This window comes from Ruegeria sp. B32 (assembly GCF_025141855.1).
GTDB classification, from domain to species: Bacteria; Pseudomonadota; Alphaproteobacteria; order Rhodobacterales; family Rhodobacteraceae; genus Ruegeria; species Ruegeria arenilitoris.
This window is the reverse complement of the sequence record NZ_CP081106.1, coordinates 1,566,952-1,590,441: the sequence shown is the minus strand read 5'-3', so window position 1 is coordinate 1,590,441 and position 23,490 is coordinate 1,566,952. Positions and strand designations below refer to the sequence as shown.

At 59.9% G+C, this 23,490-nt stretch carries 25 protein-coding genes; 8 read left to right on the top strand and 17 right to left on the bottom strand.

The genetic code is table 11. The features are described 5' to 3' along the window. Positions 1-13: 13 nt before the first annotated feature. The gene (locus K3752_RS08095; protein WP_260066073.1) at positions 14-1,417 is read right to left on the bottom strand and encodes a PLP-dependent aminotransferase family protein; all 1,404 of its coding nucleotides are present in this window, start codon (positions 1,415-1,417) and stop codon (positions 14-16) included. Between the two features lie 99 nt (positions 1,418-1,516). Between K3752_RS08095 and K3752_RS08090 the strand changes: the two genes are divergently transcribed. Next, on the top strand, positions 1,517-1,744 hold the full coding sequence (locus K3752_RS08090; protein WP_093962029.1) for a DUF1127 domain-containing protein: 228 nt from the start codon (positions 1,517-1,519) through the stop codon (positions 1,742-1,744). Positions 1,745-1,805: 61 nt separating this feature from the next. Here the strand turns inward: K3752_RS08090 and K3752_RS08085 are convergent, their stop codons facing one another. Further along, entirely contained in the window at positions 1,806-2,249 is a 444-nt protein-coding gene (locus tag K3752_RS08085) for a PaaI family thioesterase (RefSeq protein WP_170459156.1), read from the bottom strand. Between the two features lie 58 nt (positions 2,250-2,307). Here K3752_RS08085 and K3752_RS08080 point away from each other — a divergent pair, with 58 nt between their 5' ends. The 4 genes from K3752_RS08080 to gluQRS all read left to right on the top strand — a co-directional run bounded on the left by K3752_RS08080 (position 2,308) and on the right by gluQRS (position 6,235). Beyond that, entirely contained in the window at positions 2,308-3,093 is a 786-nt protein-coding gene (locus K3752_RS08080) for an enoyl-CoA hydratase (RefSeq protein WP_260066068.1), read from the top strand. Positions 3,094-3,367: 274 nt separating this feature from the next. Next, the gene (gene trmFO / locus K3752_RS08075) at positions 3,368-4,708 is read left to right on the top strand and encodes a methylenetetrahydrofolate--tRNA-(uracil(54)-C(5))-methyltransferase (FADH(2)-oxidizing) TrmFO (RefSeq protein ID WP_260066067.1); all 1,341 of its coding nucleotides are present in this window, start codon (positions 3,368-3,370) and stop codon (positions 4,706-4,708) included. A 37-nt stretch (positions 4,709-4,745) separates the two neighbouring features. Then, a complete protein-coding gene (locus K3752_RS08070; protein WP_170600580.1) occupies positions 4,746-5,360 on the top strand; it encodes a class I SAM-dependent methyltransferase in 615 nt (204 codons plus the stop codon). After that, positions 5,357-6,235 carry a tRNA glutamyl-Q(34) synthetase GluQRS gene (gene gluQRS, locus K3752_RS08065; protein WP_260066065.1) on the top strand — a complete coding sequence of 293 codons (879 nt, stop codon included), beginning with the start codon at positions 5,357-5,359 and terminating at the stop codon, positions 6,233-6,235. The genes K3752_RS08070 and gluQRS overlap by 4 nt, the downstream gene beginning before the upstream one ends. A gap of 15 nt (positions 6,236-6,250) precedes the next feature. On the opposite strand, the gene hisI is transcribed toward gluQRS, so the two are convergent. Next, entirely contained in the window at positions 6,251-6,640 is a 390-nt protein-coding gene (gene hisI, locus K3752_RS08060; RefSeq protein ID WP_170523801.1) for a phosphoribosyl-AMP cyclohydrolase, read from the bottom strand. 48 nt (positions 6,641-6,688) lie between these two features. On the opposite strand from hisI, the gene K3752_RS08055 reads away from it, so the two are divergent. Next, the gene (locus tag K3752_RS08055) at positions 6,689-7,141 is read left to right on the top strand and encodes an iron-sulfur cluster assembly scaffold protein (RefSeq protein WP_093962022.1); all 453 of its coding nucleotides are present in this window, start codon (positions 6,689-6,691) and stop codon (positions 7,139-7,141) included. Positions 7,142-7,199: 58 nt separating this feature from the next. Further along, positions 7,200-7,838 carry a MarC family protein gene (locus K3752_RS08050; RefSeq protein WP_093962021.1) on the top strand — a complete coding sequence of 213 codons (639 nt, stop codon included), beginning with the start codon at positions 7,200-7,202 and terminating at the stop codon, positions 7,836-7,838. 187 nt (positions 7,839-8,025) lie between these two features. Here K3752_RS08050 and K3752_RS08045 read toward each other — a convergent pair whose 3' ends face one another. The 5 genes from K3752_RS08045 to K3752_RS08025 all read right to left on the bottom strand — a co-directional run bounded on the left by K3752_RS08045 (position 8,026) and on the right by K3752_RS08025 (position 13,689). Then, a complete protein-coding gene (locus K3752_RS08045; RefSeq protein ID WP_260066061.1) occupies positions 8,026-8,148 on the bottom strand; it encodes a hypothetical protein in 123 nt (40 codons plus the stop codon). A gap of 110 nt (positions 8,149-8,258) precedes the next feature. Further along, positions 8,259-10,349: an ATP-dependent DNA helicase RecG gene (recG, locus tag K3752_RS08040; RefSeq protein WP_260066059.1), complete on the bottom strand. Its 2,091-nt coding sequence runs from the start codon at positions 10,347-10,349 to the stop codon at positions 8,259-8,261. Next, the gene (gene ligA / locus K3752_RS08035) at positions 10,346-12,472 is read right to left on the bottom strand and encodes an NAD-dependent DNA ligase LigA (RefSeq protein ID WP_260066057.1); all 2,127 of its coding nucleotides are present in this window, start codon (positions 12,470-12,472) and stop codon (positions 10,346-10,348) included. Before ligA ends, recG begins: the two co-directional genes overlap by 4 nt. 122 nt (positions 12,473-12,594) lie before the next feature. After that, a complete protein-coding gene (gene ctrA / locus K3752_RS08030; protein ID WP_170339250.1) occupies positions 12,595-13,311 on the bottom strand; it encodes a response regulator transcription factor CtrA in 717 nt (238 codons plus the stop codon). Between the two features lie 84 nt (positions 13,312-13,395). Next, complete coding sequence (locus K3752_RS08025; RefSeq protein ID WP_170338674.1) at positions 13,396-13,689, bottom strand: DUF1153 domain-containing protein; 294 nt, start codon at positions 13,687-13,689, stop codon at positions 13,396-13,398. A 130-nt stretch (positions 13,690-13,819) separates the two neighbouring features. Between K3752_RS08025 and mnmA the strand changes: the two genes are divergently transcribed. Beyond that, a complete protein-coding gene (gene mnmA, locus K3752_RS08020; protein ID WP_260066054.1) occupies positions 13,820-14,965 on the top strand; it encodes a tRNA 2-thiouridine(34) synthase MnmA in 1,146 nt (381 codons plus the stop codon). Here mnmA and K3752_RS08015 read toward each other — a convergent pair. The 9 genes from K3752_RS08015 to rseP form a co-directional block, all read right to left on the bottom strand. Beyond that, positions 14,959-15,543, bottom strand: a complete 585-nt coding sequence (locus K3752_RS08015) for a hypothetical protein (RefSeq protein ID WP_174819629.1) — start codon at positions 15,541-15,543, stop codon at positions 14,959-14,961. The genes mnmA and K3752_RS08015 overlap by 7 nt on opposite strands. Next, positions 15,543-16,700, bottom strand: coding sequence for a lipid-A-disaccharide synthase (gene lpxB / locus K3752_RS08010; protein ID WP_260066052.1), 1,158 nt, complete (start codon positions 16,698-16,700; stop codon positions 15,543-15,545). The genes K3752_RS08015 and lpxB overlap by 1 nt, the downstream gene beginning before the upstream one ends. Continuing rightward, positions 16,700-17,494, bottom strand: a complete 795-nt coding sequence (locus K3752_RS08005; RefSeq protein ID WP_260066051.1) for an LpxI family protein — start codon at positions 17,492-17,494, stop codon at positions 16,700-16,702. Before K3752_RS08005 ends, lpxB begins: the two co-directional genes overlap by 1 nt. A gap of 4 nt (positions 17,495-17,498) precedes the next feature. Beyond that, positions 17,499-18,284, bottom strand: coding sequence for an acyl-ACP--UDP-N-acetylglucosamine O-acyltransferase (lpxA, locus tag K3752_RS08000; RefSeq protein ID WP_260066050.1), 786 nt, complete (start codon positions 18,282-18,284; stop codon positions 17,499-17,501). Continuing rightward, positions 18,281-18,754 (bottom strand): 3-hydroxyacyl-ACP dehydratase FabZ, encoded by a 474-nt coding sequence (gene fabZ, locus K3752_RS07995; protein WP_170339263.1) that lies wholly within the window; start codon positions 18,752-18,754, stop codon positions 18,281-18,283. Before fabZ ends, lpxA begins: the two co-directional genes overlap by 4 nt. A gap of 72 nt (positions 18,755-18,826) precedes the next feature. Then, entirely contained in the window at positions 18,827-19,411 is a 585-nt protein-coding gene (locus K3752_RS07990) for an OmpH family outer membrane protein (RefSeq protein WP_260066048.1), read from the bottom strand. Positions 19,412-19,416: 5 nt separating this feature from the next. Next, on the bottom strand, positions 19,417-21,777 hold the full coding sequence (gene bamA / locus K3752_RS07985; protein ID WP_260066046.1) for an outer membrane protein assembly factor BamA: 2,361 nt from the start codon (positions 21,775-21,777) through the stop codon (positions 19,417-19,419). A gap of 127 nt (positions 21,778-21,904) precedes the next feature. Further along, positions 21,905-22,033 carry a hypothetical protein gene (locus K3752_RS07980; RefSeq protein ID WP_254920122.1) on the bottom strand — a complete coding sequence of 43 codons (129 nt, stop codon included), beginning with the start codon at positions 22,031-22,033 and terminating at the stop codon, positions 21,905-21,907. A 103-nt stretch (positions 22,034-22,136) separates the two neighbouring features. Continuing rightward, the gene (rseP, locus tag K3752_RS07975) at positions 22,137-23,489 is read right to left on the bottom strand and encodes an RIP metalloprotease RseP (RefSeq protein WP_170340055.1); all 1,353 of its coding nucleotides are present in this window, start codon (positions 23,487-23,489) and stop codon (positions 22,137-22,139) included. Between the last annotated feature and the right edge of the window lies 1 nt (position 23,490).

Genomic DNA, 23,490 nt, shown 5'->3' with positions numbered 1-23,490 from the left:
TATTTACCCCAAATCAAACGCTGATTTGTTCGGGCGGATTGTCCAGCAAGGCGCGAAGACGCAACATGGCGGATTCGAACTGCTTCAGCGAGACATGCCCGTTCATCGCAATGCGCACGGCATTTGGCGCTCGTCCATCCCTCAGTGCGAATTCATCCGCCGATCGGAGTTGAATGCCCTCACGCTCGGCAGCCCTGCTGAAAGCTGCGGCACGCCAGCCGGACGGCAGGCTCAGCCAGACAAATGGAATATCGGGGTCCCAGTTCAGATTGAAGCCACCCAGTGCATTGACGGCCACCCTTACATACTCACCCATCTTCGCGCGAACATCCCGCGCCATTTGCCGGGATTGAGGGTGACTGAGGAGCAAGCGGGTCAATTCGGCCAATGGCTGCGCCAACCCGAAATACCCGTATTCCGCCGATCGGCGCAGGTCTCCGCTGCGTTCCCGCGGAGCGATGGCGAACCCCACGCGCAACGCAGGCGTAAGGGTCTTGGAAATCGACGACACGTGCCAGCCGCGTTCGGGTGCAAGAGCCCTGTAGCTGGGCGCGCGCGCCTCGCCCATACGATAGCAATCGTCTTCGATGATTTGCAGATCGTGGCGGCGGGCGATCTCGATCACCTCGTTGCGGCGTTCAAGAGGCGAATGCCCACCGGTCGGATTCTGAACCTCGGGCGACACGCAAATCGCTTGGGCCCGGGTTTGACGAAGGATGTGGTCCAGCGCATCCGGGCTGATACCCCATTTGTCCATTTTCACACCAACAACTTCAGCGCGCATCAACTCACCGGCGCGACGGAATCCCGCATAAGAAAGGTCCTCGACCAGAACAACGGGTTTCGGATCGCGCAGAACGGTCTGAAACACGACGCACAGTCCGCTTTGCCCGCCATGCGTAAGAACGATGTCATCGGCGTTCAAAGCGCCCAGCGGCAAGTCGGAGAGCCAATCAACGACCGCCTGGCGTACAGGCAGGTAAGCGTCGCGGGTGGGATAGTTCATGAACATCTTCGGATCCCCCTGCGCCACCTTGGCAAGGCATGACCGTATCAGGGACACCTGTCCGACATCTGGCAGTCGCGGGCTGAACAGGCTGACATTGGCGTCATACTTGTCGTCGCGAAGATGAAGCTGCCGTGACCAGACATCGTCCAGCAATGGCATTTTCGGTGGTGCCACGAATGTACCACGCCCCACCTCGGCCTGCAGCAACCCCTCCTCGGTCAGAATGGAATAAGCCCGGGCGACCGTTCCCGGTGTGATTTGCAATCGATACGCCAGTTCCCGCACCGGAGGAAGTTTCACCCCGACTTCCAGCTGCTTGTTTTCGATGGCTTTTCGAATTGTATCTGCGACCAGTGTGTACTTTGGCCCCTTGGATTTTGGCAGATCTGTCGGCCAAATTGTATCCATTACAATTCTTCCTTTGCGTTCAACACAATCGTGAATGTATCACAACAATGTACCGAACATTTATGCTTTGTGTCAATACAATTTGAAAGGATACTTACCATGACACGCGCAATGCACACCCCTGCCCTCTTGCTGCTGAACGACAGCCCCCGGCTGCCTCTGATCGCTGCGCTGGCCGTGCGTTTTGCGGCGACTGTCACCCAATGGGAACGCCGGCGCCGCAGTCGCGTCAACCTGAGCAGGCTGGACGACCGTCTGCTGAAGGATGTCGGACTGACGCGCTTTGAGGCTGACCGCGAAGCACGCCGCCAATTCTGGCTTGGCTAGAATATCCCCAGTCCCAATTACGGGACCTCTTCCTGTGCCGGGGCTTGTCCCCGGCATTTTTTTATCCGAACGCAGCTGCGGCGGACCCGGCAGGTGGCAGCGAGTAGGTCATGCTGGCGCGCGCCACCGGCGCCTCCTGCCCTTCCGAGTACATCAGGACGTCACCAACAGCCAGCGTACGCCCTAGTTTCAGCAACCTGCACTCGGCAATCATGTCGGCCTCACCGGCAGGTTTACGTAGAAAATCCATGGAACTGCTGGTGGTCACCGCCAGCGATTGCCGACCCTTTCGCGCCAGGACCATCGAATAGACGCAGACATCGGCCAGGGCGAACATCGAAGGCCCGGACACGGTTCCGCCCGGACGCAGATGTCGATCTTCGACAACGAGGCGCATGCGGATCGAGTCGTCGGTCAGATCCATGACGACGAAATCCTTGTGCACCTGCGGGAAGACCTGCGCCAGATATTCCGTCAGCTCTTCCTTGTTCATAGCCAATGACATGCTTCCCCTCCTCGATTTGCCGACCTAGAGTTGGCCCCACAGCCGGCAGGAGGGCAAGATGGCAATTTTGGAACGTAACGACACGGGCGCGATCGCTCATCTGAAAATGAATACGCCCGAGCGGCTGAATGCGCTGAGCGACGAAATGCTGGAGGCGCTGCAATCTGAATTGGATACCCTGCGGGATGATCGCACGATCCGCGCCGTGGTACTGTCTGGGGCAGGCAAGGCGTTTTGTGCCGGTCACGACCTCAAGCAGATGACGGCAGGCCGGCAGGCCGAAGATGGCGGCAAGGCCTACTTCACCGATCTGTTCAATCGCTGCGCCCGAATGATGATGTCGATCCAATCCCTGCCCCAACCGGTGATCGCGCAGGTCCATGGCATTGCAACGGCCGCCGGCTGCCAACTGGTGGCGACCTGCGATCTGGCCGTGGCAGCCGAAGGAACGCGATTCGGCGTCAATGGCGTGAATATTGGTCTCTTCTGCTCGACGCCGATGGTGGCGCTGAGCCGCAACATTCCGCGCAAACTGGCGTTTGAGATGCTGACCACCGGTGATTTCATACCAGCGGAGCGGGCCGCCGAGCTGGGCCTGGTCAATCGTGTCGTTCCGGAAGCGCTGTTGGAGCATGAGACCCTGTCGTTGGCCGAGCAGTTGGCCTCCAAACTGGGCGCGGCGGTAAAGATCGGGAAACAGGCGTTTTATCAGCAACTTCAGATGCCTTTGGATCAGGCATATGCCTATACCGGCGGCGTGATGGCCGAAAATATGCTGCACCGGGATACCGAGGAAGGTATTTCCGCATTTATCGAAAAACGTTCACCAAATTGGACCCAATGACGCAATTGTTATGGCTAAAATTATCGACTGTTCGCATTTTTGCACTTTTCAAAAGGGCATCTCTGTGGCAAAGCTGAGACAGGGCTTAGGCCCTCACTATCTTTTGGGTCGCCGTGGGCGGAAGGTCCCTCCAAGCTGGTTTCTCTCACCGGCGCAGACATTCCCGCAGCGGCGACCCCAAGACTTCCCAGTAAAATCATAGCGTTGCTGCCTTGTTGGCGGCAGTTTTCGTTGGCCGTTGCACGCGCGGGCCACCTGCCCTATTTGGACGCACATGACACAGAAATTGCATATCGTTGGCGGCGGCATGGCCGGATCCGAGGCCGCATGGCAGGCCGCCGAAATGGGCGTGGACGTCGTGATTCACGAAATGCGCCCCAAAGTGGGCACTTTTGCGCATCAAACCGGCAACCTGGGCGAGATGGTCTGTTCCAACTCGTTCCGGTCTGATGATGACGAGCAGAATGCCGTTGGTTTGCTGCACTGGGAAATGCGCGCGGCGAATGGGTTGATCATGACCACCGCTGACGCCCACCGACTTCCTGCGGGCGGCGCTCTTGCCGTAGACCGTGAACCCTTTGCCGAAACGGTGACCACCAAGCTGAAGGCGCACCCACGGGTCACGGTCACCGGTGAGGAAGTCACCACGCTTCCGGACGATGGACATTGGATATTTGCCACCGGTCCGCTGACCTCACCAGCGTTGGGCGCAGCGATCCAGCGCGAGACCGGGGCCGAAGCGCTGGCCTTTTTCGACGCGATTGCCCCGATCGTCTACGCTGACACGATCGACATGAGCAAGGCGTGGATGCAGTCGCGCTATGACAAAGGTGAGACCGAGGAAGAGCGTACCGCCTATCTGAACTGCCCGATGGACCGTGACCAGTACGAGGCTTTCATCGACGCGCTGCTGGCCGCTGACAAGACCGAGTTCCACGAAGGTGAAACAGCTGGCTATTTCGATGGCTGCCTGCCGATCGAGGTCATGGCCGAACGGGGCCGCGAGACTCTCCGCCACGGTCCCATGAAACCGGTGGGCCTGACCAATCCGCATCAGCCGGACGTAAAACCTCATGCCGTGGTTCAACTGCGTCGCGACAACGCTTTGGGCACGCTGTTCAACATCGTTGGGTTCCAGACCAAGATGAAATATGGCGCCCAGACCGAGGTGTTCCGGATGATTCCGGGGCTCGAGAATGCCAGTTTTGCCCGTCTGGGCGGCATCCATCGCAACACCTTCATCAACTCGCCCACCTTGCTGGATGCGCAGATGCGCCTGAAATCCAGGCCAAACATCCGATTTGCCGGGCAGATCACCGGGGTTGAAGGATATGTCGAGAGCGCCGCGATGGGCCTGCTGGCAGGTCGTCTCGCTGCGGCAGAGATCCTTGGTCACTCCCTGCCCCCGGTTCCACAGGACAGCGCCATGGGCGCGCTGATTCATCACATCACCGGCGGCGCAGAGGCCAAGACGTTTCAGCCCATGAACGTGAATTTTGGTCTGTTCCGACCGGTCGACGGATTGAAAGGCGGACGGCGCGGCCGCAAGGATCGCTACAAAGCCTATACCGATCGCGCCAAGGAGGCATGGCAGCAGTGGCTGACGCAAAGCTGACTGGACGCAGACCGGGCCACGCGCCTAAACTGACGGCATGAGCGAGAAGTTCCTCAAAAACACATATGATCTGAACACGCCGCAGGAAACCCAGGCGCATTACCAGAAATGGGCGGCCTCTTACGAAGATGAGGTGGCCGAGCACGGGTATGCCACGCCCGGCCGCGTGGCCGAGGCGTTGTGGTCCAAGTTGCCGGAACCGGACACGCCTATCCTTGACTATGGCTGCGGGACCGGGTTGTCCGGTGTCGCCTTGCACAAGGCCGGATACCGGGCAATCGACGGCGTCGATCCGACACCCGAGATGCTGAAAGGTGCTGCTGCCAAGGGCGTCTACCGCAATCTTGCTGCCATCGACATCACCGATCCCAACCCGTTGGAGACGGGGGCATACAAGGCAATCGCCGCGATCGGAGTGATCGGCGCCGGCGCCGCGCCGCCCCAGACATTCGACATGCTTATGAAAGTCTTGCCAAAGAGTGGCCTGCTGGCGTTTTCGTTCAACGACCATACATTGGACGACCCCGGCTATACCGGGCGCCTGAACGAATGGCTGGACATGGGAGCGGCGCGCCTCCTGTTTCGTGAACACGGACCGCACCTGCCAGGTCTGGACTTGAAATCCGACGTATATATCGTTGAAAAGACGTGAAATTCACCACAAGATTTGCCCCATCTCCAACCGGGCCATTGCATCTTGGTCATGCGTATTCTGCATTGCTTGCGTATGGCCTCGCTGACCGAAACTCCGGCACGTTCCTGCTGCGGATCGAGGATATCGATCAGTCCCGGGCGCGTCGGCATTGGGAGGATCAGATCTATGACGATCTGACGTGGTTGGGTTTGACGTGGCCTGGCCCTGTGTTGCGGCAATCCGATCGTATGCCGGTCTACCGGCAGGCCTTGAACCGGCTGTGGTCCCAAGGGCTGCTATATCCGTGCACCTGCAATCGCAAGGATATCGCGGCCGCCGCCAGTGCGCCGCAGGAAGGGTATCCTCTGCACGGACCTGACGGCGTCATATATCCCGGAACATGCCGTGAAAAATGGACATATCAGGTGCAGTCCGCGATCCCGGAAGATGTGGCCCTGCGTCTCAATATGTCCGAAGCGCTGCGCCGGATCGCGAGGGACGCCACCGGGTTGAGGTTTCACGAGAGCGGGTCCGGTCCGGATGGCGCGACTGGCTGGATAGAATTGTCGGGCGAACAGATGCTGCACGGCGTCGGCGATGTCGTCCTCGCCCGGCGGGGTATGGGCACGTCTTATCACCTGTCAGTCGTACTGGATGATGCGGCCCAGAACATCTCACATGTGGTTCGCGGTCAGGATCTGTTTGACGCAACCGGGATTCACGTGGTGCTGCAGCGCTTGTTGGGGTTGGAGACGCCCACCTATCACCATCACCGACTGATCCGGGACGAAACGGGAAAACGGCTGGCCAAGCGAGACGACGCCAGGGCGATTGCGAAATACCGGGCCGAAGGAGCGACGCCCGAAGACGTCCGCGCAATGGTCGGTCTTTAGGCCCGCTAGGCGCCCTCAGGCCATCGGCGACATCAATTCGACCTCTTCCCCGTCCCGGACGGCTGTGTAGAAGCAGCTTCGGCGGTTTGTGTGGCAAGCGGGGCCGCTTTGTCGTACCAGAACCAACAGGCAATCCCGATCGCAATCGACGCGAAAATCCACCAACTCTTGTACGTGGCCCGAGCTTTCTCCCTTGACCCAGAAGGACTGGCGCGAGCGCGACCAATAGGTGACGCGCCCGGTTTCCAGCGTCTTTTGGATCGCCTCGGCGTTCATCCAGGCCATCATGAGCACCTCTCCGGTGCTCTCCTCCTGCGCGATGGCCGGGACCAACCCGGCCTCATTGAATTTGAGCGTCGACGGGTCGAACATAGCAGAGCGCGACATCGCAAAAACCTTTTGCATCCCAGAACATGGCCACTATGTATGGGGAACATACACCGAGGGAAACCCATGTCCGGCGAAACCGACCTGATCAAGCTCTACTCCGGGCGCATTCTGGCGCTGGCGGCCGACATTCCGCACCTGCAGCGGTTGGAAGATCCGGATGCGACCGTCAAGAAACGGTCGCCCTTGTGCGGCTCGACAGTTGCCGTGGACATCAAAGTGCGGGACGGCCGGATTACCGAGTTTGGTCAGGACGTGAAAGCCTGCGCACTGGGTCAGGCCGCAGCGGCAGTGGTCGGTGCATCGGTCATCGGAGCAACCCGCCCCCAAATCGAAACCGCGCGCGACCAGCTGGCGGCCATGCTCAAGAGTGACGGCCCCACCCCGGATGCGCCGTTTGACGAACTGGAAGTTCTACGGCCCGCCCGCGATTACAAGAACCGGCACGCGTCGATCATGCTTGCGCTGGACGCGACCGCCGAGGCTTTCGAGAAGGCCGAACAAGCCAACTGCGCCTGAACATGGTCTTTTGAATCGAAGGCGGCTAACCTCCTGACCAATTTGACGGAGAAGCCAATTGAACAACCTTCTGGAACATTTTGTAACCTTGTGGGTCGTCATCGACCCGATCGGAACCATCCCGGTGTTCATTGCCGTCACGGCGGGTATCGAAGCCGCCGCGCGTCGGCGCACTGCCCTGCTGGCCGCACTGATCAGCGCCGGGATCCTTCTGTTCTTTCTGGTCTTTGGTCAATTGCTGATCGAGGCGCTGGATATCGGCCTCAACTCGTTTCAGGTTGCCGGCGGGATCATCCTGTTCCTATTCGCGCTGACGATGATTTTTGGTGAAAGCAAACAGGAAATCGAACAGCGCCAAGCCGAAGAAGATATGGAAGACAAGTTGCACAGGCACAACCCGGCGATCTTTCCCTTGGCGGTCCCGTCTCTGGCCTCACCCGGTGCGATGCTGGCCATAGTCATTTTGACCGACAACCACCGCTACAGCGTGGCAGACCAAGGCATTACTGCGCTGGTCATGCTGTCCGTACTGGCCTGCGCCTTTGTGTTGATGCTGCTGGCCGAGCCAATCATCCGGCTGATCGGTCATTCGGGGGCGGCAATCATCAGCCGGGTCATGGGAATGATTCTGGCCTCGGTGGCCGTCAACTCGGTCTTGTCAGCCCTGCTTGAGATCTTCAAAACCGGTCAATTGTAAAAAAAACCGCCGCTCCTTCCGGGCGGAAAGGGCGGCGGCAGTCAATGCGTTTCTCGCGTGGGGTCCGGATTACCGCGTGGGGCCGAGGCACGGCCCCTTCAAGGGGTTTGGGACAGGCAGGTCACCCTTGACTGAAATGGGGATGACATACGCGGGTTGATCGGCACGAGATCGCAGGCAGAAAGGCTCAGAACCCGACGGGCAAGTGAAGCGCCACCATCAGCATGACAACCAGCGAAGCTACGCCGGCTGCATCCTGCAAAAGCGTGGCTTGCGAACGGCTGAAAGCGCTTTTGATCTGGGTCAGCATGTTTCACCTCCGGTCGGGAATTAATCCTTTGTTGACCTTTTGTTCTCATATTTTCGGTGTTCAGTAAAGAACTTTATAAGAACATTTGTGAACTTTTTGCGCGAAACCCGCTAACCCACTGAAATCAAACGGATGGCCTGATCCTGTTTCATCAACCAAAGAAGAACACGCGCGGCCTGACCTCTTTCCGAGGTCAATTTCGGATCCGAAGCCAGCAGCGCACGCGCGTCAGATTGGGCAACAGCCATAAGTCCAGCCTGCCGTTCTAGGTCGGCAATCTGGAACCGGGGAAGACCAGATTGAGCGGTCCCGATCAGGTCACCTGCCCCGCGCATCTCGAGGTCCGTTTCGGCAATTCTGAATCCATCTTCGGTTTCCCGCAGAACTTCCAGCCGCCTTCGGCCTCCTTCGCTGAGCGGCGCTTGATACATCAACAGACAGGTTGACGCGTCATGCCCGCGTCCGACTCGACCACGTAGCTGGTGCAACTGGGCCAGCCCGAAGATTTCCGCCCGCTCGATAACCATGATCGTGGCGTTGGGGACGTTGACCCCCACCTCAATGACCGTCGTCGCAACCAAAACCTTGGTCCGCCCGTCCTGAAAGGTGGCCATTGCCGCATCTTTCTCGGCCGGGGGCATCTGTCCGTGCACAAGACCGACGATTCCGTCACCCAACCGGGCCCGCAAGTGTTTGAACCGTTCCTCGGCCGCGGTGAGGTCGGAGACCTCGGATTCGTCGACCAGCGGACAGACCCAATAACACTGCTTGCCGTCTTCGATCGCGCGGCGCAGATGATCGACCACCTCCTCCATGCGCGAAGTGCTGACAATCGCAGTTTTGACCGGTTTCCGTCCCGGCGGTTTCTCATCCAAGACCGAGACGTCCATATCCCCATATTGTGCAAGCGCAAGGCTGCGTGGGATCGGTGTGGCTGTCATGACCAGAACATCGGCCCCCTGCCCCTTCTCAGAGAGCTCCATCCGCTGGCGGACACCGAACCTGTGCTGTTCGTCGACAATCGCCAGACGCAAGTCATGGAATGCCACATCGTTCTGGAAAACCGCGTGAGTGCCCACCAGAATTTGGATGTCACCCGCCTTGAGCGCGGCCAGCTTCGCCTTGCGCTCGGACCCCTTGTCCCGTCCCGTCAGGATTTCGAGAACCACGCCGGCGTCCTCGGCCAGGGGGCGAAGGCCCTCCAGATGCTGGCGCGCGAGGATCTCGGTCGGAGCCATCATGACACCCTGAGCACCGGCCTCTACCGCAACCAGAAGCGCCATGAACGCAACCAGTGTCTTGCCGGATCCGACGTCCCCCTGCAGCAGGCGGTTCATTCGGGTCGGAGCACCCATGTCCTCGGTTATCTCGCGTATGGCACGCAACTGCGCCCCAGTGGGTTTGTACGGAAGCGCATCCAGTACACGGGTCTGCAACGCCCCGGTCGCGACACTTACGGTTCCAGGAGTTTTGCGTTCTCGCAGTCGGGCCAGAGCCAGAGTCAGTTGATGGGCGAACAGTTCGTCATAGGCCAGACGTTCGCGCGCGGGAGCAAACGCTGCCACGTCATCGGCACCTTGCGGTGTGTGAGCCGCCCGGACTGCATCGGCCCAGGTCGGCCAGCTCTGGCGGGCAACCTGTGCAGGATCCGCCCATTCCGCCAAATCTGGCAGGCGTGCCAGCGCGCTTTGCGCCGCCTTGTAGGCCGTCTTTTGGGTGACACCTTGGGTAAGGTGATAGACCGGTTCAAACTCGGGGATGCTGTTCGCCTGTTCGACCGGCAGAATGTGGTCCGGGTGAACCATTTGCGCTGTACCGTCAAACAGTTCGAGCTTGCCGGACACCACCCGTCTCGCCCCCTCAGGCAGGACCTTTTTCAGGTAGTCGGCCCGGGCGTGAAAGAAGACCAGCTGGAAATCGGTCTGACTGTCCTGCACGAAAATCCGATAGGCTCCGCCCCTGTTGTGCGGCGGGCGGTGGGCGCCGACGGTGACTTCCACCGTGAGTGTTTTCGGCAGATCGACGCCCCGGATCGTATCACGCCGCCGCCGGTCAACCACTGCATATGGCAATGCAAACAGCAGATCGCGTGGCGTTTCCAGCCCGGTCTGCGCCAGCAGGCGTGCGGTCTTGGGACCGATACCATCCAGCCTCTCGAGCCCTGCAAAAAGCGGGAACAGTTGCTCTGGACGGCCGCTCATGCGTCCCCGATCAACTGCAGCCAGCTGTCTTCATCCAAGGTTTCGACCCCCAGCTCTGCCGCCTTCTTGGCCTTGGAACCTGCGCCGGGGCCGGCCACCAGATAGTCCGTTTTTGCGCTGACTGAGCCAGCCACTTTGGCCCCCAAGGCTTCCGCGCGGGCCTTTGCTTCGGCCCGGGTCATTTTTTCGAGCGTACCCGTAAAGACAACCGTTTTTCCCGCGACTGGGCTGCCCGATGTATCCGGCCGTTTGGCCTCTTGTACGTTCAGTTGTGCGACCAGCGCATCGATGCTTTGGCGCTCTGCGTCCTGAGCAAATGTCGAAACCAGGGTCCGGGCCATGACTTCACCGACGCCGTCGATATTCAGCAGTTCATCCCATTCGGGTCCGCTGAATTGGCTGGCAGCCGTGACAGCCTGCTCGAACGCGTCCCACGTGCCGTAGTGATTGGCGATCAGGTTCGAGGCGGCTTCACCAAGGTGTCGAATACCCAGCGCAAACAGAAGGCGGCCCAGCGGAATTGTCCGCTTTTCCTCGATCGCGGCAAAGAGTTTTGCGGCGCTCTGACTGCCCCAGCCTTTTCGGTTGGCCAGCTTGTTCAGATTTGCAGCGTCCCGCTTTTGCAATGTGAAAATGTCTGCCGGCGTACGGATCGGCAGATCCGGGTCGTTGTAGAACATTTCGATCTGCTTGGCCCCCAACCCATCGATGTCAAACGCCTTGCGGGAAACGAAGTGCTTCAGTTTCTCGACCGCTTGCGCCGGGCAGATCACCCCTCCGGTACAGCGGCGCACCGAGTCGCCTTCCTCGCGGATCGCGTCGCTGCCGCATTCCGGACATTTCGTCGGAAACTCAAACGGGACAGCTTGTTCCGGCCTTTTGCTCAGGTCGACGTCGGCTATTTTTGGGATCACATCGCCGGCGCGGTACACCTGCACCCAATCGCCAACACGTATATCTTTGCCGTCGCGGATCTGTTCGCCTTTCGAATCCCGACCGGCGATGTAGTCTTCGTTGTGCAAGGTTGCATTGGACACGACCACACCGCCAACCGTCACCGGGTGCAGCCGCGCAACCGGGCTAAGCGCGCCGGTGCGGCCAACTTGAATGTCAATCGCCTCAAGCCGGGTCCAGGCGAGTTCGGCAGGAAATTTATGAGCGATCGCCCATCTTGGTGTGGTCGAGCGAAACCCAAGACGGGCCTGCAACGACAAATCGTTCACTTTGTAGACGACGCCGTCGATGTCATAGCCAAGCGTAGAGCGCTGCTCTTCGATTGCGCGGTAGTGCTCCAGCATTTGCGCGGTCGAGCTGCAAACGGCAGTCAGGTCGTTGGTGGAAAAGCCAAAGGACTTCAATCGATCCAACGCAGATGACTGGGTGGTTCCCAACGGCTCGGACAGTTCGCCCCAGGCATAGGCGAAGAACCGCAGGGGCCTTGCGCGCGTAACTTCTGGGTCAAGCTGGCGTAGCGAACCGGCGGCCGCATTTCTCGGATTCGCAAACAACTTCGCCCCCGCCTCTGCCTGCTTGGCATTCAGCTTCTCGAAATCGTCATGAGACATATAGACTTCGCCGCGAACCTCCAGGATCCCGGGCGCGTCGGCGATCTTTTGAGGGATATCTGAAACGGTCAACGCATTGGCCGTGACGTTTTCGCCAACTTCCCCATCGCCCCGTGTTGCCGCCTGCACCAGTTCGCCGTCCACATAACGCAGAGACAGCGACAAACCGTCGATCTTTGGTTCGGCCGTGAATTCGAGGGGCGCCTCTTCGCTCAGCCCAAGATAGTTTCGAACGGACCGAACGAAGTCTGCTACGTCCTCATCGTCGAATGCGTTGCCAAGCGACATCATGCGGACTGCATGGGTCACTTTGCCGAAACCGTCCACCGGCCGCGCACCAACCTGATCGCTGGGGCTGTCGGTGCGCTTTAGCTGCGGAAACCGCGACTCGATTTCGAGATTCCGTAGTTTCAGGGCATCGTATTCGGCATCCGAGATCTCGGGCGCGTCCTGACCGTGATAAAGGTCGTTGGCCCGCTGCAGGAGTTCCGCAAGACGTGCCAACTCCTCTCGAGCCTGATCCTCGGTCAGATCTTCTACTGCAATCAAATTGCTCATGGCCTCGCCCTGTCACATCGTCTTGGACCCCAGTGATAGGGCGAGGTCATGGTCAGGTCCAGATGTGCTGAGCCGTGAGTGCGAGTGCCACCCTGGACCGCGGTGGCAGATGGGTCAGATTTTCAGGCGCCGACGGCCAAGCGAGTGTTTTCCACCGTGTCCGTCTGGGGATCGCGCAATACATATCCTCGGCCCCACACCGTTTCGATGTAGTTCTCGCCGCCCGTGGCGTTGCTGAGCTTTTTGCGCAGCTTGCAGATGAAAACGTCGATGATCTTGAGTTCCGGCTCGTCCATGCCGCCATAAAGGTGGTTGAGGAACATCTCCTTGGTCAGGGTCGTGCCCTTGCGCAGGCTCAGAAGCTCCAGCATCTGGTATTCCTTGCCGGTCAGATGCACCGCCTGATTGTCGACCTCGACCGTCTTGGCATCCAGATTGACCGCGATTCGTCCGGTTCGGATAATCGATTGCGAATGACCTTTGGATCGGCGGATGATCGCATGGATCCGCGCCACCAACTCCTCGCGGTGGAACGGTTTGGTCAGGTAGTCGTCGGCCCCGAAACCGAAGCCCTTGATCTTGCTTTCGGTGTCGTCGGCTCCGGACAGGATCAGGATCGGCGTTTCAACCCTTGCAATGCGCAACTGACGCAGGACTTCATGTCCGTTCATGTCCGGCAGGTTCAGGTCAAGCAGGATCAGATCGTAGTCATACAGCTTGGCCAGATCTATGCCTTCTTCGCCCAGGTCCGTCGCATACACGTTCAGGTTGGCATGCGTCAGCATCAGCTCGATGCTTTTTGACGTGGTCGGATCATCCTCGACAAGAAGAATTCGCATTGCACTGCTCCAATTCAGCTCAACTATTCCAGTTCGGGTTAACCCTGATCACAAATGGTTAATCTGACGTTACCGTTGAATCATTTATTCGCTTTCGCCTTTAGGTTGTCTATATTTTTTTAGCGCCGTCACTTTCAAGGCCTCGATTCCGTGTTCGGCGACCGCAGACACCCATGTGTTGAACTCTTCGTCACTCAGGCCGTATCGTTTCTTGGCGTCCGACAAGGAGATCAATCCGTAAAGCACGCCTCGAACGACAATGGCCTTTCTTGATGCGACCCAGCGTTTCGTATCCGCAGGCGGCAAATCCGCTCGGGACAAAACAGACCCATCCGGCAGGGTAACTGACCTTGGTCCCTCAACTTTGTGCAAATACATCTTTCGACCCTTTTTCTGGTGCCACATAGCTGACGGCAGTCTACTTAATGCGCGGTGAAACCGCCCCTTGAGAGTGCGTAGAATTTTCCTATATTCTGCCGGTCTTTCTTAACCCGGACTGGAACAGCCCATGGCCCTCGACACCGAGACCCCTCTGAACTCGCTTGGCTTTGCCAAACCCCCGTCGGAAACGCGGGTGGTCGTCGCCATGTCGGGCGGTGTCGACAGCTCGGTCGTGGCGGCGTATCTGGCGGATCAGGGTTATGACGTTGTTGGCGTAACCCTGCAGTTGTATGACCACGGGGCGGCGCTGGCCAAGAAGGGTGCGTGCTGTGCCGGGATCGACATCCACGACGCCCGTCGCGTGGCCGAGGAGCGCGGTTTTCCACACTACGTTCTGGATTATGAAAACATCTTCAAGGACGCCGTGATCGACGAGTTTGCCGACAGCTATCTGGCCGGCGCGACTCCGGTGCCCTGCATCCGCTGCAACGAGCGCGTCAAGTTCAAGGACCTGTTGGAAACCGCCAAGGATCTGGAAGCCGACTGCATGGCGACCGGCCACTACATCCAGCGCAAGATGGGCCCGAGCGGCCCTGAACTGCACTGCGCCGAGGATGCCAACCGCGACCAGTCCTATTTCCTGTTCTCGACCACGCCCGAGCAGTTGGAGTTCCTGCGCTTCCCGCTGGGTCACCTGCCTTCGAAGGACGCGACCCGCGAGATGGCCGCCCAATACGGGCTGAGCGTAGCCGACAAGCCCGACAGCCAGGACATCTGTTTCGTGCCCAACGGCAACTATGCCAGCGTGATCGAGAAGCTGCGCCCCGGCGCGGCCGAACCGGGCGAAATCGTTCACGCCGATGGCGGTGTTCTGGGCCAGCACGACGGCGTAATCCACTACACGATCGGCCAGCGGCGCGGTCTTGGCATCGGTGGCCTCAGCGAGCCGCTCTATGTCGTCAAGCTGGACGTGGATCGCAAGCAGGTCGTCGTCGGCCCAAAGGAACTGCTGGCCACCCGCACCATCCCCGTACGCGAGATCAACTGGCTGGGAGATGCGCCCTTCACCTCGCAGAAAGAATGGCATGTCTCGGTCAAGGTCCGCTCGACCCGCCCCCCGCGCGAGGCGATCATACGTCCGCTGACCGACACCACCGCCGAGGTCGAATTGTTGACGCCCGAAGAAGGCGTCTCGCCCGGGCAGGCCTGCGTGTTCTATGAAACCGGGGGCAGCCGGATCTTTGGCGGCGGCTGGATCTGGCGCGGTTACTGAACCGCGTCGGTCCATGAATTGCTGAGGATATAAAGCCCGGCGCAGATCATGACATAAGGCACGAGGTACTCCAGCCGTTGCGCCAGGCGCCCCGTCATGATCTGGGCGCGCCCGCCGATCAGCCCCACGATCGCAAGGGAGAGAGCTGCTAGTCCTGCCCCAAGCACACCTGCCAGCCGGAAATCGGGGGTCGAGTCCGCCAGCAAGGGGGCGAGGACCGCAAACGTGTCCATCGAAAGGCTTGTGAACAACAACATTGTCACAAGCGCCGAGGCGCTGCCCGGCACTGCGGGCGCGTCCTGCGCATTTGTTCCGCGAAGCTGTCGAGCGGCCCCAAAAAGCCCCAAGGCCAGAGGGATGGCGCCGAGGTAGCCCGCCCAGTGCGGCACAACATCTTCGACCCCCAGCGCCAGCAGGAAAGCCGCGCCGATCACAAGCCCCTGTGCCAGCAGGAACCCCAGAACCGCGCGTTGCGGACCGGTGACGATCATCAGGGCGACCAGAGCCATGAGGTTGTCGAGATTGGTCAGCACCTGCGCCATGAAGGCCGAGGCCGCAAAGACCACATAGTCCAGCATCACGGCGTCATCCGCTCCAACACCGCGCGCGCGGCCCGAAGACCGGGCGCTTCGCCACCGCGGCCGAGACGTTCCATCGTGATGGCCATAGCCTGTTCCTGCGCGTCCGGCGCGCCCGACACGGAGGCAAGCGCGGCGGAAATGGCTTCAGGCGTGCAGTCATCCAGCAGGCATTCCGGCACTGTCCGGGTTTCGGACACCAGGTTGACCAGCGTGACCGTATCCAGCTTGACCATGCGTTCGGCGATCTTCTGGGTCAGCCAGGTCAGTTTATAGGCAATCACCATCGGCGTGGACTGGGCCGCCAGCTCCAATGAGACCGTGCCGGATGCGGCCAGCGCGATCTCGGCGGCGGCAAAGGCCGCACGTTTGCTGGCCACCGCCTGATCCGTGGCGATGTTGCGCGGGTCCACCACGACCGGCTGACCCGGCCAGGACCGGACATGGGCGGCCACGGTATCGGCCACATGCGCGACCGCCGGAACCACCACTCGCATGTCGGGGCGGTCTTTCAGGTACAGGTCAAGCGCCGCTCCGAATACGGGCGCCAGCCGATCGACCTCACCCCGGCGCGAGCCGGGCAAGGCCAGCAGGATTGGCGCGTCGCCCAGCCCGTGATCGGCGCGGAACTGTGCGATCTGCGCGTCGGTTGCAACCGGCTCGCTGGCCACCGGGTGGCCGACGAAATCGCACTCCATTCCGGCGTTTTCCATATAGGGCGGCTCGAACGGCAGCAGGGCCAGAACATGGTCGATGACCTTGGCCATCTTGTCCGCCCTCTTGGGGCGCCAAGCCCAGACGCTGGGCGCAACATAATGCACGGTTCGTATATTGCTGCGCGTCTTGACCTGCTTGGCCACGCGCAACGAAAAGTCGGGACTGTCGATGGTGATCAGAACGTCGGGCTGGGTATCCAGAACGGCCTGAGCGGTTTCGGCTATGCGGCGCTTGAGGTGAAAGAACTTGGGCAGAACCTCGACCAGGCCCATCACGCTGAGCTCGGACATCGGAAAGCGGCTGACCAGACCCTGAGCCTGCATCAGCGGCCCGCCAACCCCGTCGAATTCGATATCCGGAACAAGGGACTTCAACCCCTCCATCAGCGCACCGCCCAGACGGTCGCCCGACGGTTCACCGGCGACCAGAAAAACGCGCATCAGACGGCCCGCTCATGTACGTGCAGGAACAGGCCCAGGCGGTCGCATTCCGCGATCACTTGGGGCCGGTCCAACACGATCACCCCACCCTTTTCGATGACGATGCCGGACAAACCGGCCGCAACGGCGCTGGATACGGTGTCGGGGCCGATGGCAGGCAGATCGGCACGTCGGTCTTGGCCCGGCTTGGGGCCCTTGAACAGAATACCACCGCCCGCATCAGGGCGAGCGGCCAGAGATTGCAGCATCCAGGCCGTGCCGAAGGCCCCTTCGACAACCAGAACCTGGCCTTTGTGAACAACGCAAGCCTGTCCGATATCCGCTGCCCCCATGGCCCGCAGGACACCCACGGCCCGGTTCGCATCGCCCAGTTCCGCCTCGGTCGGCTGTGCCTGGGTCAGACACCCGAGAGGAGGCAACAGGTCCGGAGCGATCTCGTGTGCGGCCCGCACGCGCAGTCCGGCGCCCTCCAAAATGCCGATCACCGCCCGCAGGGCTCCGTCGTCACCCGACACCAGCGCCTGCTGGATGATCGGAACCAAGGGCATGGTCTGCGCGTCAATCCGGGCGGGGTTTATGTCTGGCCTGCGGACCGCACCTGCGAGGCATACATCTGTGACGCCGCGCGCTTTGAGCTCGGCGACAAAACTGCCCAACTGCTCCAGCGGGAAGGTCACGTCTGGCGTCAGAGTGTCGGGCTGAAATCCCTCCATCGCGCAAACCAAGGGGCGTTCCGGCAGGTACGCAACCAGTTCGTCCGGCAAAACCCCTGTTCCCGCGATCAGAGCCAGCATGATCCTATTTCCTTGGTGTCAGGAACGAACGATCGCTTTCGCCCGTCACGAATTCCACGATCTGACGCACATAGTCGCTGTCTGTGCTGTCGCCCAGACGCTTGGCGCGGTCCATAAAGGTGCCCTCGCCTTCGGACAGCTCGCGAATGGCCGCACGCAGCGCCGAAATGTCCGCGCGGGAAACGCCGCGGCGTTTCAGGCCAACAAGGTTCAGCCCCTCCAATTCGCCGCGCGAGGCCTGAACCAGGCCGTAAGGGATGACATCGTTGGGCACCATGGTCAGCGCACCGATGATGGCGCCGCGGCCCACGCGCACCCATTGATGCAATCCGGAAATGCCGCCGATGATCACGTCGTCCTCGATGATGCAGTGGCCGGCGGCGCCGGAATGGTTCACCATGATCACCCGGTTGCCGATCTGCACGTCATGGGCCACATGGACCCCGGCCATCAGTAGGCAGTCATCGCCGATGCGAGTGACGCCGCCGCCACCCTCGGTGCCGGTATTGACCGTAACGTGTTCCCGGATGCGGTTTCGCTTGCCAATTTCCAGCCGCGTGTTTTCGCCCCCGAACTTGAGGTCCTGCGGGATTTCTCCAATCACCGAAAAGTTGAAGATGACGCAGTCGTCACCGATCGAGGTCTCCCCTGTGACAACCACATGCGACTTCAATTCGACGCGGTCGCCCAAACGCACCTGTGGCCCCACATGGCAGAACGGGCCGATTACGCAGTCCTGGCCGATCTGAGCGCCGTCTTCGATGATCGCGCTGGGATGAATTCGGCTCATGCTGTTTTTTCCATATCCCAATCGACGTAGGCCGAGAACTCGGCCTCGGCCGCCACTTCTCCGTCAACGGTCGCACGGCCGCTGAACTTGAAGATCTTGCCGCCCTTCTTGCCGCGCACGGTTTCGACATGCATTTTCAGCACGTCACCCGGCACCACTTTGCGTCGGAATTTGCATTTGTCGATATTCATGAAATAGATCAGCAGCTCGCTGTCGATGACATCCATGCCGACGCCCAGCATAACACCTGCGGTTTGCGCCATCGCTTCGACGATGGTCACGCCGGGCATGATCGGCGTTCCGGGGAAATGGCCCTGGAAATGCGGCTCGTTCATGGTGACGTTCTTGATACCAACCGCCGACTGATAGCCGTCAATCTCTTCCACCTTGTCAACCAGCAGGAACGGATAGCGATGCGGCAGGATCCGCTGGATCAGCTGAATGTCGGCGCTCTTGGTTTCCGTGGTCATTTTCAGGATGTCCTGTTCTCGAGGTCTCGTTCACGCGTGGTTAGCAATACCCGTACCCAAGGGCAAGCCACGCTATGGCTTGTCGCCCTCTTCCAGCTGCGATCCGTCGCCGATGGCCGCGTCGATCTTGCGGATGGCGATGGCCGTAACATCCGAGGCGTCCGAGCTGAGAAATACGTTGGATCGTTCGATGATCAGCGACGCGCCAGTTTCACGCAGCAGGTCGATGAGCACGGGCTGGGCCAGCTCAAAGAACTGATTGCGCGCCTCGTCACTGCGGCGGGCCAGAGCATCCAGTTTCGCGCGTTGCCCCTCGCGGTGAGACTGGACCTTTCGGTCGAAGGCTTCTGCAAGCGGGCGGAACTCCTCGGGGCTCAGGACTTCGCGCTTTTGCGTCAGCTCTTTTTCCTCGCGGCTCAGCTCGGCAACGATGCGTTCATTTTCAGCGGCCAGCGCAGCACTTTCTGCTTCGATCTCATCAAAAATCCGTCGCCCGAATGCGGACTCGGTGAAGATCCGGTCGCTGGAGATGGTCAGCACGCCGGATTGCGGCACACCCAACTGCTGGGCGGCCACTGGGAGCGACACCACCAGGAAGATCAAAACACACAGGGCCCGTAACGGGCCCTGTACAAACTTCGATATCGTCTTGATCATGGACGTCAGAACCGTGCCTGAATGGTAAAGTCGAAGTTCTGCTCTTTGTCGAAGTCTTCCTTCTTCACGGCCTGCGAGAAGTTGAACCGCAGCGGACCGAACGGCGTATCCCAAAGCAGCGAGACGCCGATGACCTGACGGATCGAGCCGTCTGCGCCGACGATATTGGCACCTGTCGTATCAACATTGTTGATGTTGTACAGGTTGCCGATGTCATAGAAGACACCCCCGCGCAGCCCCAGTTCCTCGGGCAGACCCAACGGGAAGTCCGACTCGAACCGGGCGACCCAGTAGTAGTTGCCGCCGATCGCATCATCCTGACCTTTCGACAGGTCACGAGGGCCGATACCGGCCGGCTCGAAGCCACGGAACGTTGACGGCCCCAGAACATAACGGTCAATTGCCCGGCTGAAGTCGTCACCTTGCCAATGGAGCGCGCCGGCCTCAAATGACGCCCGCAGCGTCATCTCTTCGTTCAGAACCTTTGTCTGGGCAATCGCCCGGGTCGAGGTCTTGAAGTACTTGTTGTCTCCACCAAGGCCAGCCGCGTCCACGCCGACCTCGAACAATACACCCGCATTCGGGTTCAGGCCGCCCAGTCGGCTGTCATAGACATAGGCCAGCCCCAGCGAGCTTGTCGAACGCTTACCTTGCGCGATTTCCGACGCGATGACTGCCCCGTTGACCTCGTCATCCTGCTGCGACATCTCGGACTTGTTCCAGTTGTACCGCAGGCGCAACGAAGACAGTTCGCCAATCGCATAGCTGAGCTGCGGATTGAAGAACACACTCTTGGTGTCATAGCTGGCAAAGCTGGAATTGGTTCTCGAAAGACCAAAGCCCAGATCAAAACGTAGTTTGCGGCCCAGCAGATACGGTTCGGCAAAGTTGATGACGTACTGCTCAGAGTCCTGCGCAGTCGACAGCGTCAGGCCAAATTCCTGTCCGCGCCCGAGGAAGTTCCGTTCCTCAAGCCGGATGGCGATCCCGAAACCGTCGGAAACCGAGTAGCTACCGCCCAACGCCAATGAACCGGTCGGCTGCTCCTGGACATCCACGTCCACGATCACCTGGCTGGGGCTGGACCCTTCGCGGGTTTCCACATCCGCGACCGAGAAGAAACCCAAGGCCCGGATACGTTCGGCACTTTGCCGGATTTCGCGCGGGTTGAAGGGGTCACCCTCTACCGTGTCGAACTGGCGCCGGATGACCCGGTCTAGAGTGGTCGTGTTGCCCTCGATGTCGATCCGTTCGACAAAGATGCGCGGGCCTCTGGTCAGCACGAACTGAACATCCAGCGTCAGGTCACGGTCGTTGCGGGTCACGCGCGGCTCAACACGTAGGAAGTCGACGCCCTGCTTCAGGCCAAGACGTTCCTGCCGAGCGATCGAATTCTCAATCAGAGTTGGCGAATACGTGACACCAGGTTTGATCTTGAGGGCCTTCTGATACTCGGCCGCATCAACGCCCGGGATTTCGCTGACTGTCGAGATGTTGCCGAACGAGAATTTCTGACCTTCGGTGATGTTCATCACCAGATAAAAGGCGTCGCGCTCCCGCGTGAACTCGACATTGGCGCTGTTGATCCGAAAATCGACATAGCCGCGCGACAGGTAGAAATCACGCAGAACCTGTTTGTCGAATTCGATGCGGTCGGCAATGAACGTGTCACCGCGCAGGAAGGTGCGCAGGATGTTGGCCTGCTTGGATTCAAGGACACGGCGCAGACGACGGTCGGAATAGGCGCGGTTTCCAACAAAGCTGACGCGCTCGATCTCAATCGTGGTGCCTTCCGCCACTTCAAAAACCAGGTCCACCCGGTTGTCGCTGCGGCGGATGATCCGCGGAATGACAGTGGCCGATACGCGGCCTTGCGCCGAGTAGATTTCGGCGATCTTGTCAGCGTCGGACTCCGCGACTTGCGGCGTAAACACGCGGCGCGGCTGCGACGAGATTGCCTGGATCAACACGTCATCCTTGACGCGGCGATTGCCCTCGATGCTGATCTTGTTGATCGTCGGATACTCGGCGACCTCGATCACCAGAGTGTTCCCGCGCGGGGTCAATTCGACTGTCTCAAAAACACCACTGTCAAGCAAACGCTGGTAGGCGTCATTCAACTGGCCCGCAGTGACTGTCTGACCGGGTGTGATTCCTGTCCGGGCGATGATGGTGGACGTCTCAATGCGACGGTTGCCCTGAACATCGAACGACGAAATCGTGTAGGTCTGGGCCTGGGCGGCTTGCGGTACCGCCGTAAAACTCATTGCCGCAAAGAGGAAAAAAATCGTTAGTGCCCGCCACAAAATATTGTCGTGCGGTTGCGCAGTACCGCAGGATGTGCCCGCGCCTCTCCTGTAAGCCATTTTTGTCTCTACCTAGAATTTCGGACTTTAGAAGTTGAGTAGCCGCTCTGGTGGGCCTTGTCAAAAGCACAAACGAAAAACGCGACCGGATCGGTCGCGCTCGGGTCGTTCAGCTGGGTATGGGGAATCACATACCGGCCAGATATGCGGCGCCTGCCAGTGCCAAAGCGGTCAGCCCAAAGCTCAGCAACGCGTCCCAGTTCAATACAAACAGGAAGCTGAAGCCCCGATAGGAATTTCGCAATGCCTTGGTCATTGGTTACAGCCCGCTTGATTGCACGTCTCGGCAAAATTACACCAAACAAACTAGGTTTGAATTGAGGCAATTTTGCGACCGTAACGCGTCAATGCCGCCACAATCAGCAGAACAGGTCGTTGCTTACCGAGAAGATCATGAGGCTGAGAATTAACGTGATGCCCACCGCCATCAACAGTTGCAAAGCTCGGTCGCTGGGCGGTTTCCCCGCGACTGCTTCGTAGGCGTAGAAAACAAGGTGCCCCCCGTCCAATGCCGGGATTGGGAACAGGTTCAGCAGGCCTACAGCAGTGGACAGAACCGCGATGAAGAAGATGAAGCTCTGTGCCCCTTGGCTCGCCATCGCGCCTGAGGTTTCCGCGATACCAATGGGTCCGGACATGTTGCAGGTGCTGATCGCACCGGTGACCATGTGCCAAATACCGGACAGCGACCCCTCGATGATGCGGCCGGTCTGGATGACACCGCCATGCAGCGAGTCGACTAGACCCGCAGGTTCAGTCGCTGGCACCAGCATCATGCCGCCGACGATTCCAATCCGCCATTCGGTTTTGAAGCCGCCGTCCGCCTGCGGTTCATCCGTGCGACGCGGCGCCAGTGCAAATTCCAACTCGGCGCCGTCGCGCCAAACGTCCAGCAAAAGCACCTTCCCGTCCGAGCTTTCGACCTTTTCCTTCAGCTGTTCAAAGGCAAAAATCGGATCGCCATCAACCGAGGTGATGACGTCGCCCGCCTGCAACTGGATATCCATCGCAGCACTGCGCGGAGCGACCTGCTGGATCAAGGGCGGGAACAGCCACGGAGCCGACACGTCGAGGGTCTGGCCGTCGCGGATGACAGTGTATTCGAGAACCGGCTGCACCGGCAGCGCTTCGGTAAACTCGGTCCAGGCCCCCTCCTGATCGAAATCAGGCGTGGGGATGCCAGCGATCGCAACGATTTCGTCCCCCTCCTGAAGCTCCTGCACGGTGCCCGGCAGAGGTTTCAGCGATCCGACCGTCAGTGGCTCGCGGGTCACGCCTTGCGACCAGAAGATCAAACCGAAGACAAGGATCGACAGAACGAAATTGAAGACCGGCCCGGCTGCAACCGTGGCAGTCCGCGCCCAAAGCGGTGCGCCATGCATCGTCCGACGCAATTCCTCGGGGCTTTGCGTGGTGATTTCGGCCATCGTCTCGGCGTCCTTGCCCGAGGCCGCATTGGCATCGCCCAGGAATTTCACGTAACCGCCAAAAGGCAGCAGAGCGATCTGCCATTTGGTGCCGCGTTTGTCCATTCGGCTCCAAAGCACCGGACCAAAACCCAACGAGAACACCTCGGCATGGATCCCCGACCAGCGGCCAACGATGTAATGCCCGTATTCATGCACCGCCACGATGACGGACAGCGCCACGACGAATGCGGCAATCGTATAGACCAGCCCACCAAATTGCGGGATCAGCGAGAGTATGTCCAAA

Coding starts and splice junctions, on each gene's coding strand:
- K3752_RS08045 (WP_260066061.1), bottom strand. CDS start 8,148: ATGCTGACCCAGATCAAAAGCGCTTTCAGCCGTTCGCAAGCCACGCTT.
- K3752_RS07980 (WP_254920122.1), bottom strand. CDS start 22,033: ATGACCAAGGCATTGCGAAATTCCTATCGGGGCTTCAGCTTCCTGTTT.
- recG (WP_260066059.1), bottom strand. CDS start 10,349: ATGAGCGGCCGTCCAGAGCAACTGTTCCCGCTTTTTGCAGGGCTCGAG.
- K3752_RS08085 (WP_170459156.1), bottom strand. CDS start 2,249: ATGTCATTGGCTATGAACAAGGAAGAGCTGACGGAATATCTGGCGCAG.
- bamA (WP_260066046.1), bottom strand. CDS start 21,777: ATGGCTTACAGGAGAGGCGCGGGCACATCCTGCGGTACTGCGCAACCG.
- ctrA (WP_170339250.1), bottom strand. CDS start 13,311: ATGCGAATTCTTCTTGTCGAGGATGATCCGACCACGTCAAAAAGCATC.
- K3752_RS08055 (WP_093962022.1), top strand. CDS start 6,689: ATGTCCGGCGAAACCGACCTGATCAAGCTCTACTCCGGGCGCATTCTG.
- mnmA (WP_260066054.1), top strand. CDS start 13,820: ATGGCCCTCGACACCGAGACCCCTCTGAACTCGCTTGGCTTTGCCAAA.
- trmFO (WP_260066067.1), top strand. CDS start 3,368: ATGACACAGAAATTGCATATCGTTGGCGGCGGCATGGCCGGATCCGAG.
- K3752_RS07990 (WP_260066048.1), bottom strand. CDS start 19,411: ATGATCAAGACGATATCGAAGTTTGTACAGGGCCCGTTACGGGCCCTG.
- K3752_RS08015 (WP_174819629.1), bottom strand. CDS start 15,543: ATGCTGGACTATGTGGTCTTTGCGGCCTCGGCCTTCATGGCGCAGGTG.
- fabZ (WP_170339263.1), bottom strand. CDS start 18,754: ATGACCACGGAAACCAAGAGCGCCGACATTCAGCTGATCCAGCGGATC.
- hisI (WP_170523801.1), bottom strand. CDS start 6,640: ATGCAAAAGGTTTTTGCGATGTCGCGCTCTGCTATGTTCGACCCGTCG.
- K3752_RS08025 (WP_170338674.1), bottom strand. CDS start 13,689: ATGTATTTGCACAAAGTTGAGGGACCAAGGTCAGTTACCCTGCCGGAT.
- lpxA (WP_260066050.1), bottom strand. CDS start 18,284: ATGAGCCGAATTCATCCCAGCGCGATCATCGAAGACGGCGCTCAGATC.
- K3752_RS08080 (WP_260066068.1), top strand. CDS start 2,308: ATGGCAATTTTGGAACGTAACGACACGGGCGCGATCGCTCATCTGAAA.
- lpxB (WP_260066052.1), bottom strand. CDS start 16,700: ATGCGCGTTTTTCTGGTCGCCGGTGAACCGTCGGGCGACCGTCTGGGC.
- K3752_RS08070 (WP_170600580.1), top strand. CDS start 4,746: ATGAGCGAGAAGTTCCTCAAAAACACATATGATCTGAACACGCCGCAG.
- K3752_RS08005 (WP_260066051.1), bottom strand. CDS start 17,494: ATGCTGGCTCTGATCGCGGGAACAGGGGTTTTGCCGGACGAACTGGTT.
- K3752_RS08095 (WP_260066073.1), bottom strand. CDS start 1,417: ATGGATACAATTTGGCCGACAGATCTGCCAAAATCCAAGGGGCCAAAG.
- ligA (WP_260066057.1), bottom strand. CDS start 12,472: ATGAGCAATTTGATTGCAGTAGAAGATCTGACCGAGGATCAGGCTCGA.
- K3752_RS08090 (WP_093962029.1), top strand. CDS start 1,517: ATGACACGCGCAATGCACACCCCTGCCCTCTTGCTGCTGAACGACAGC.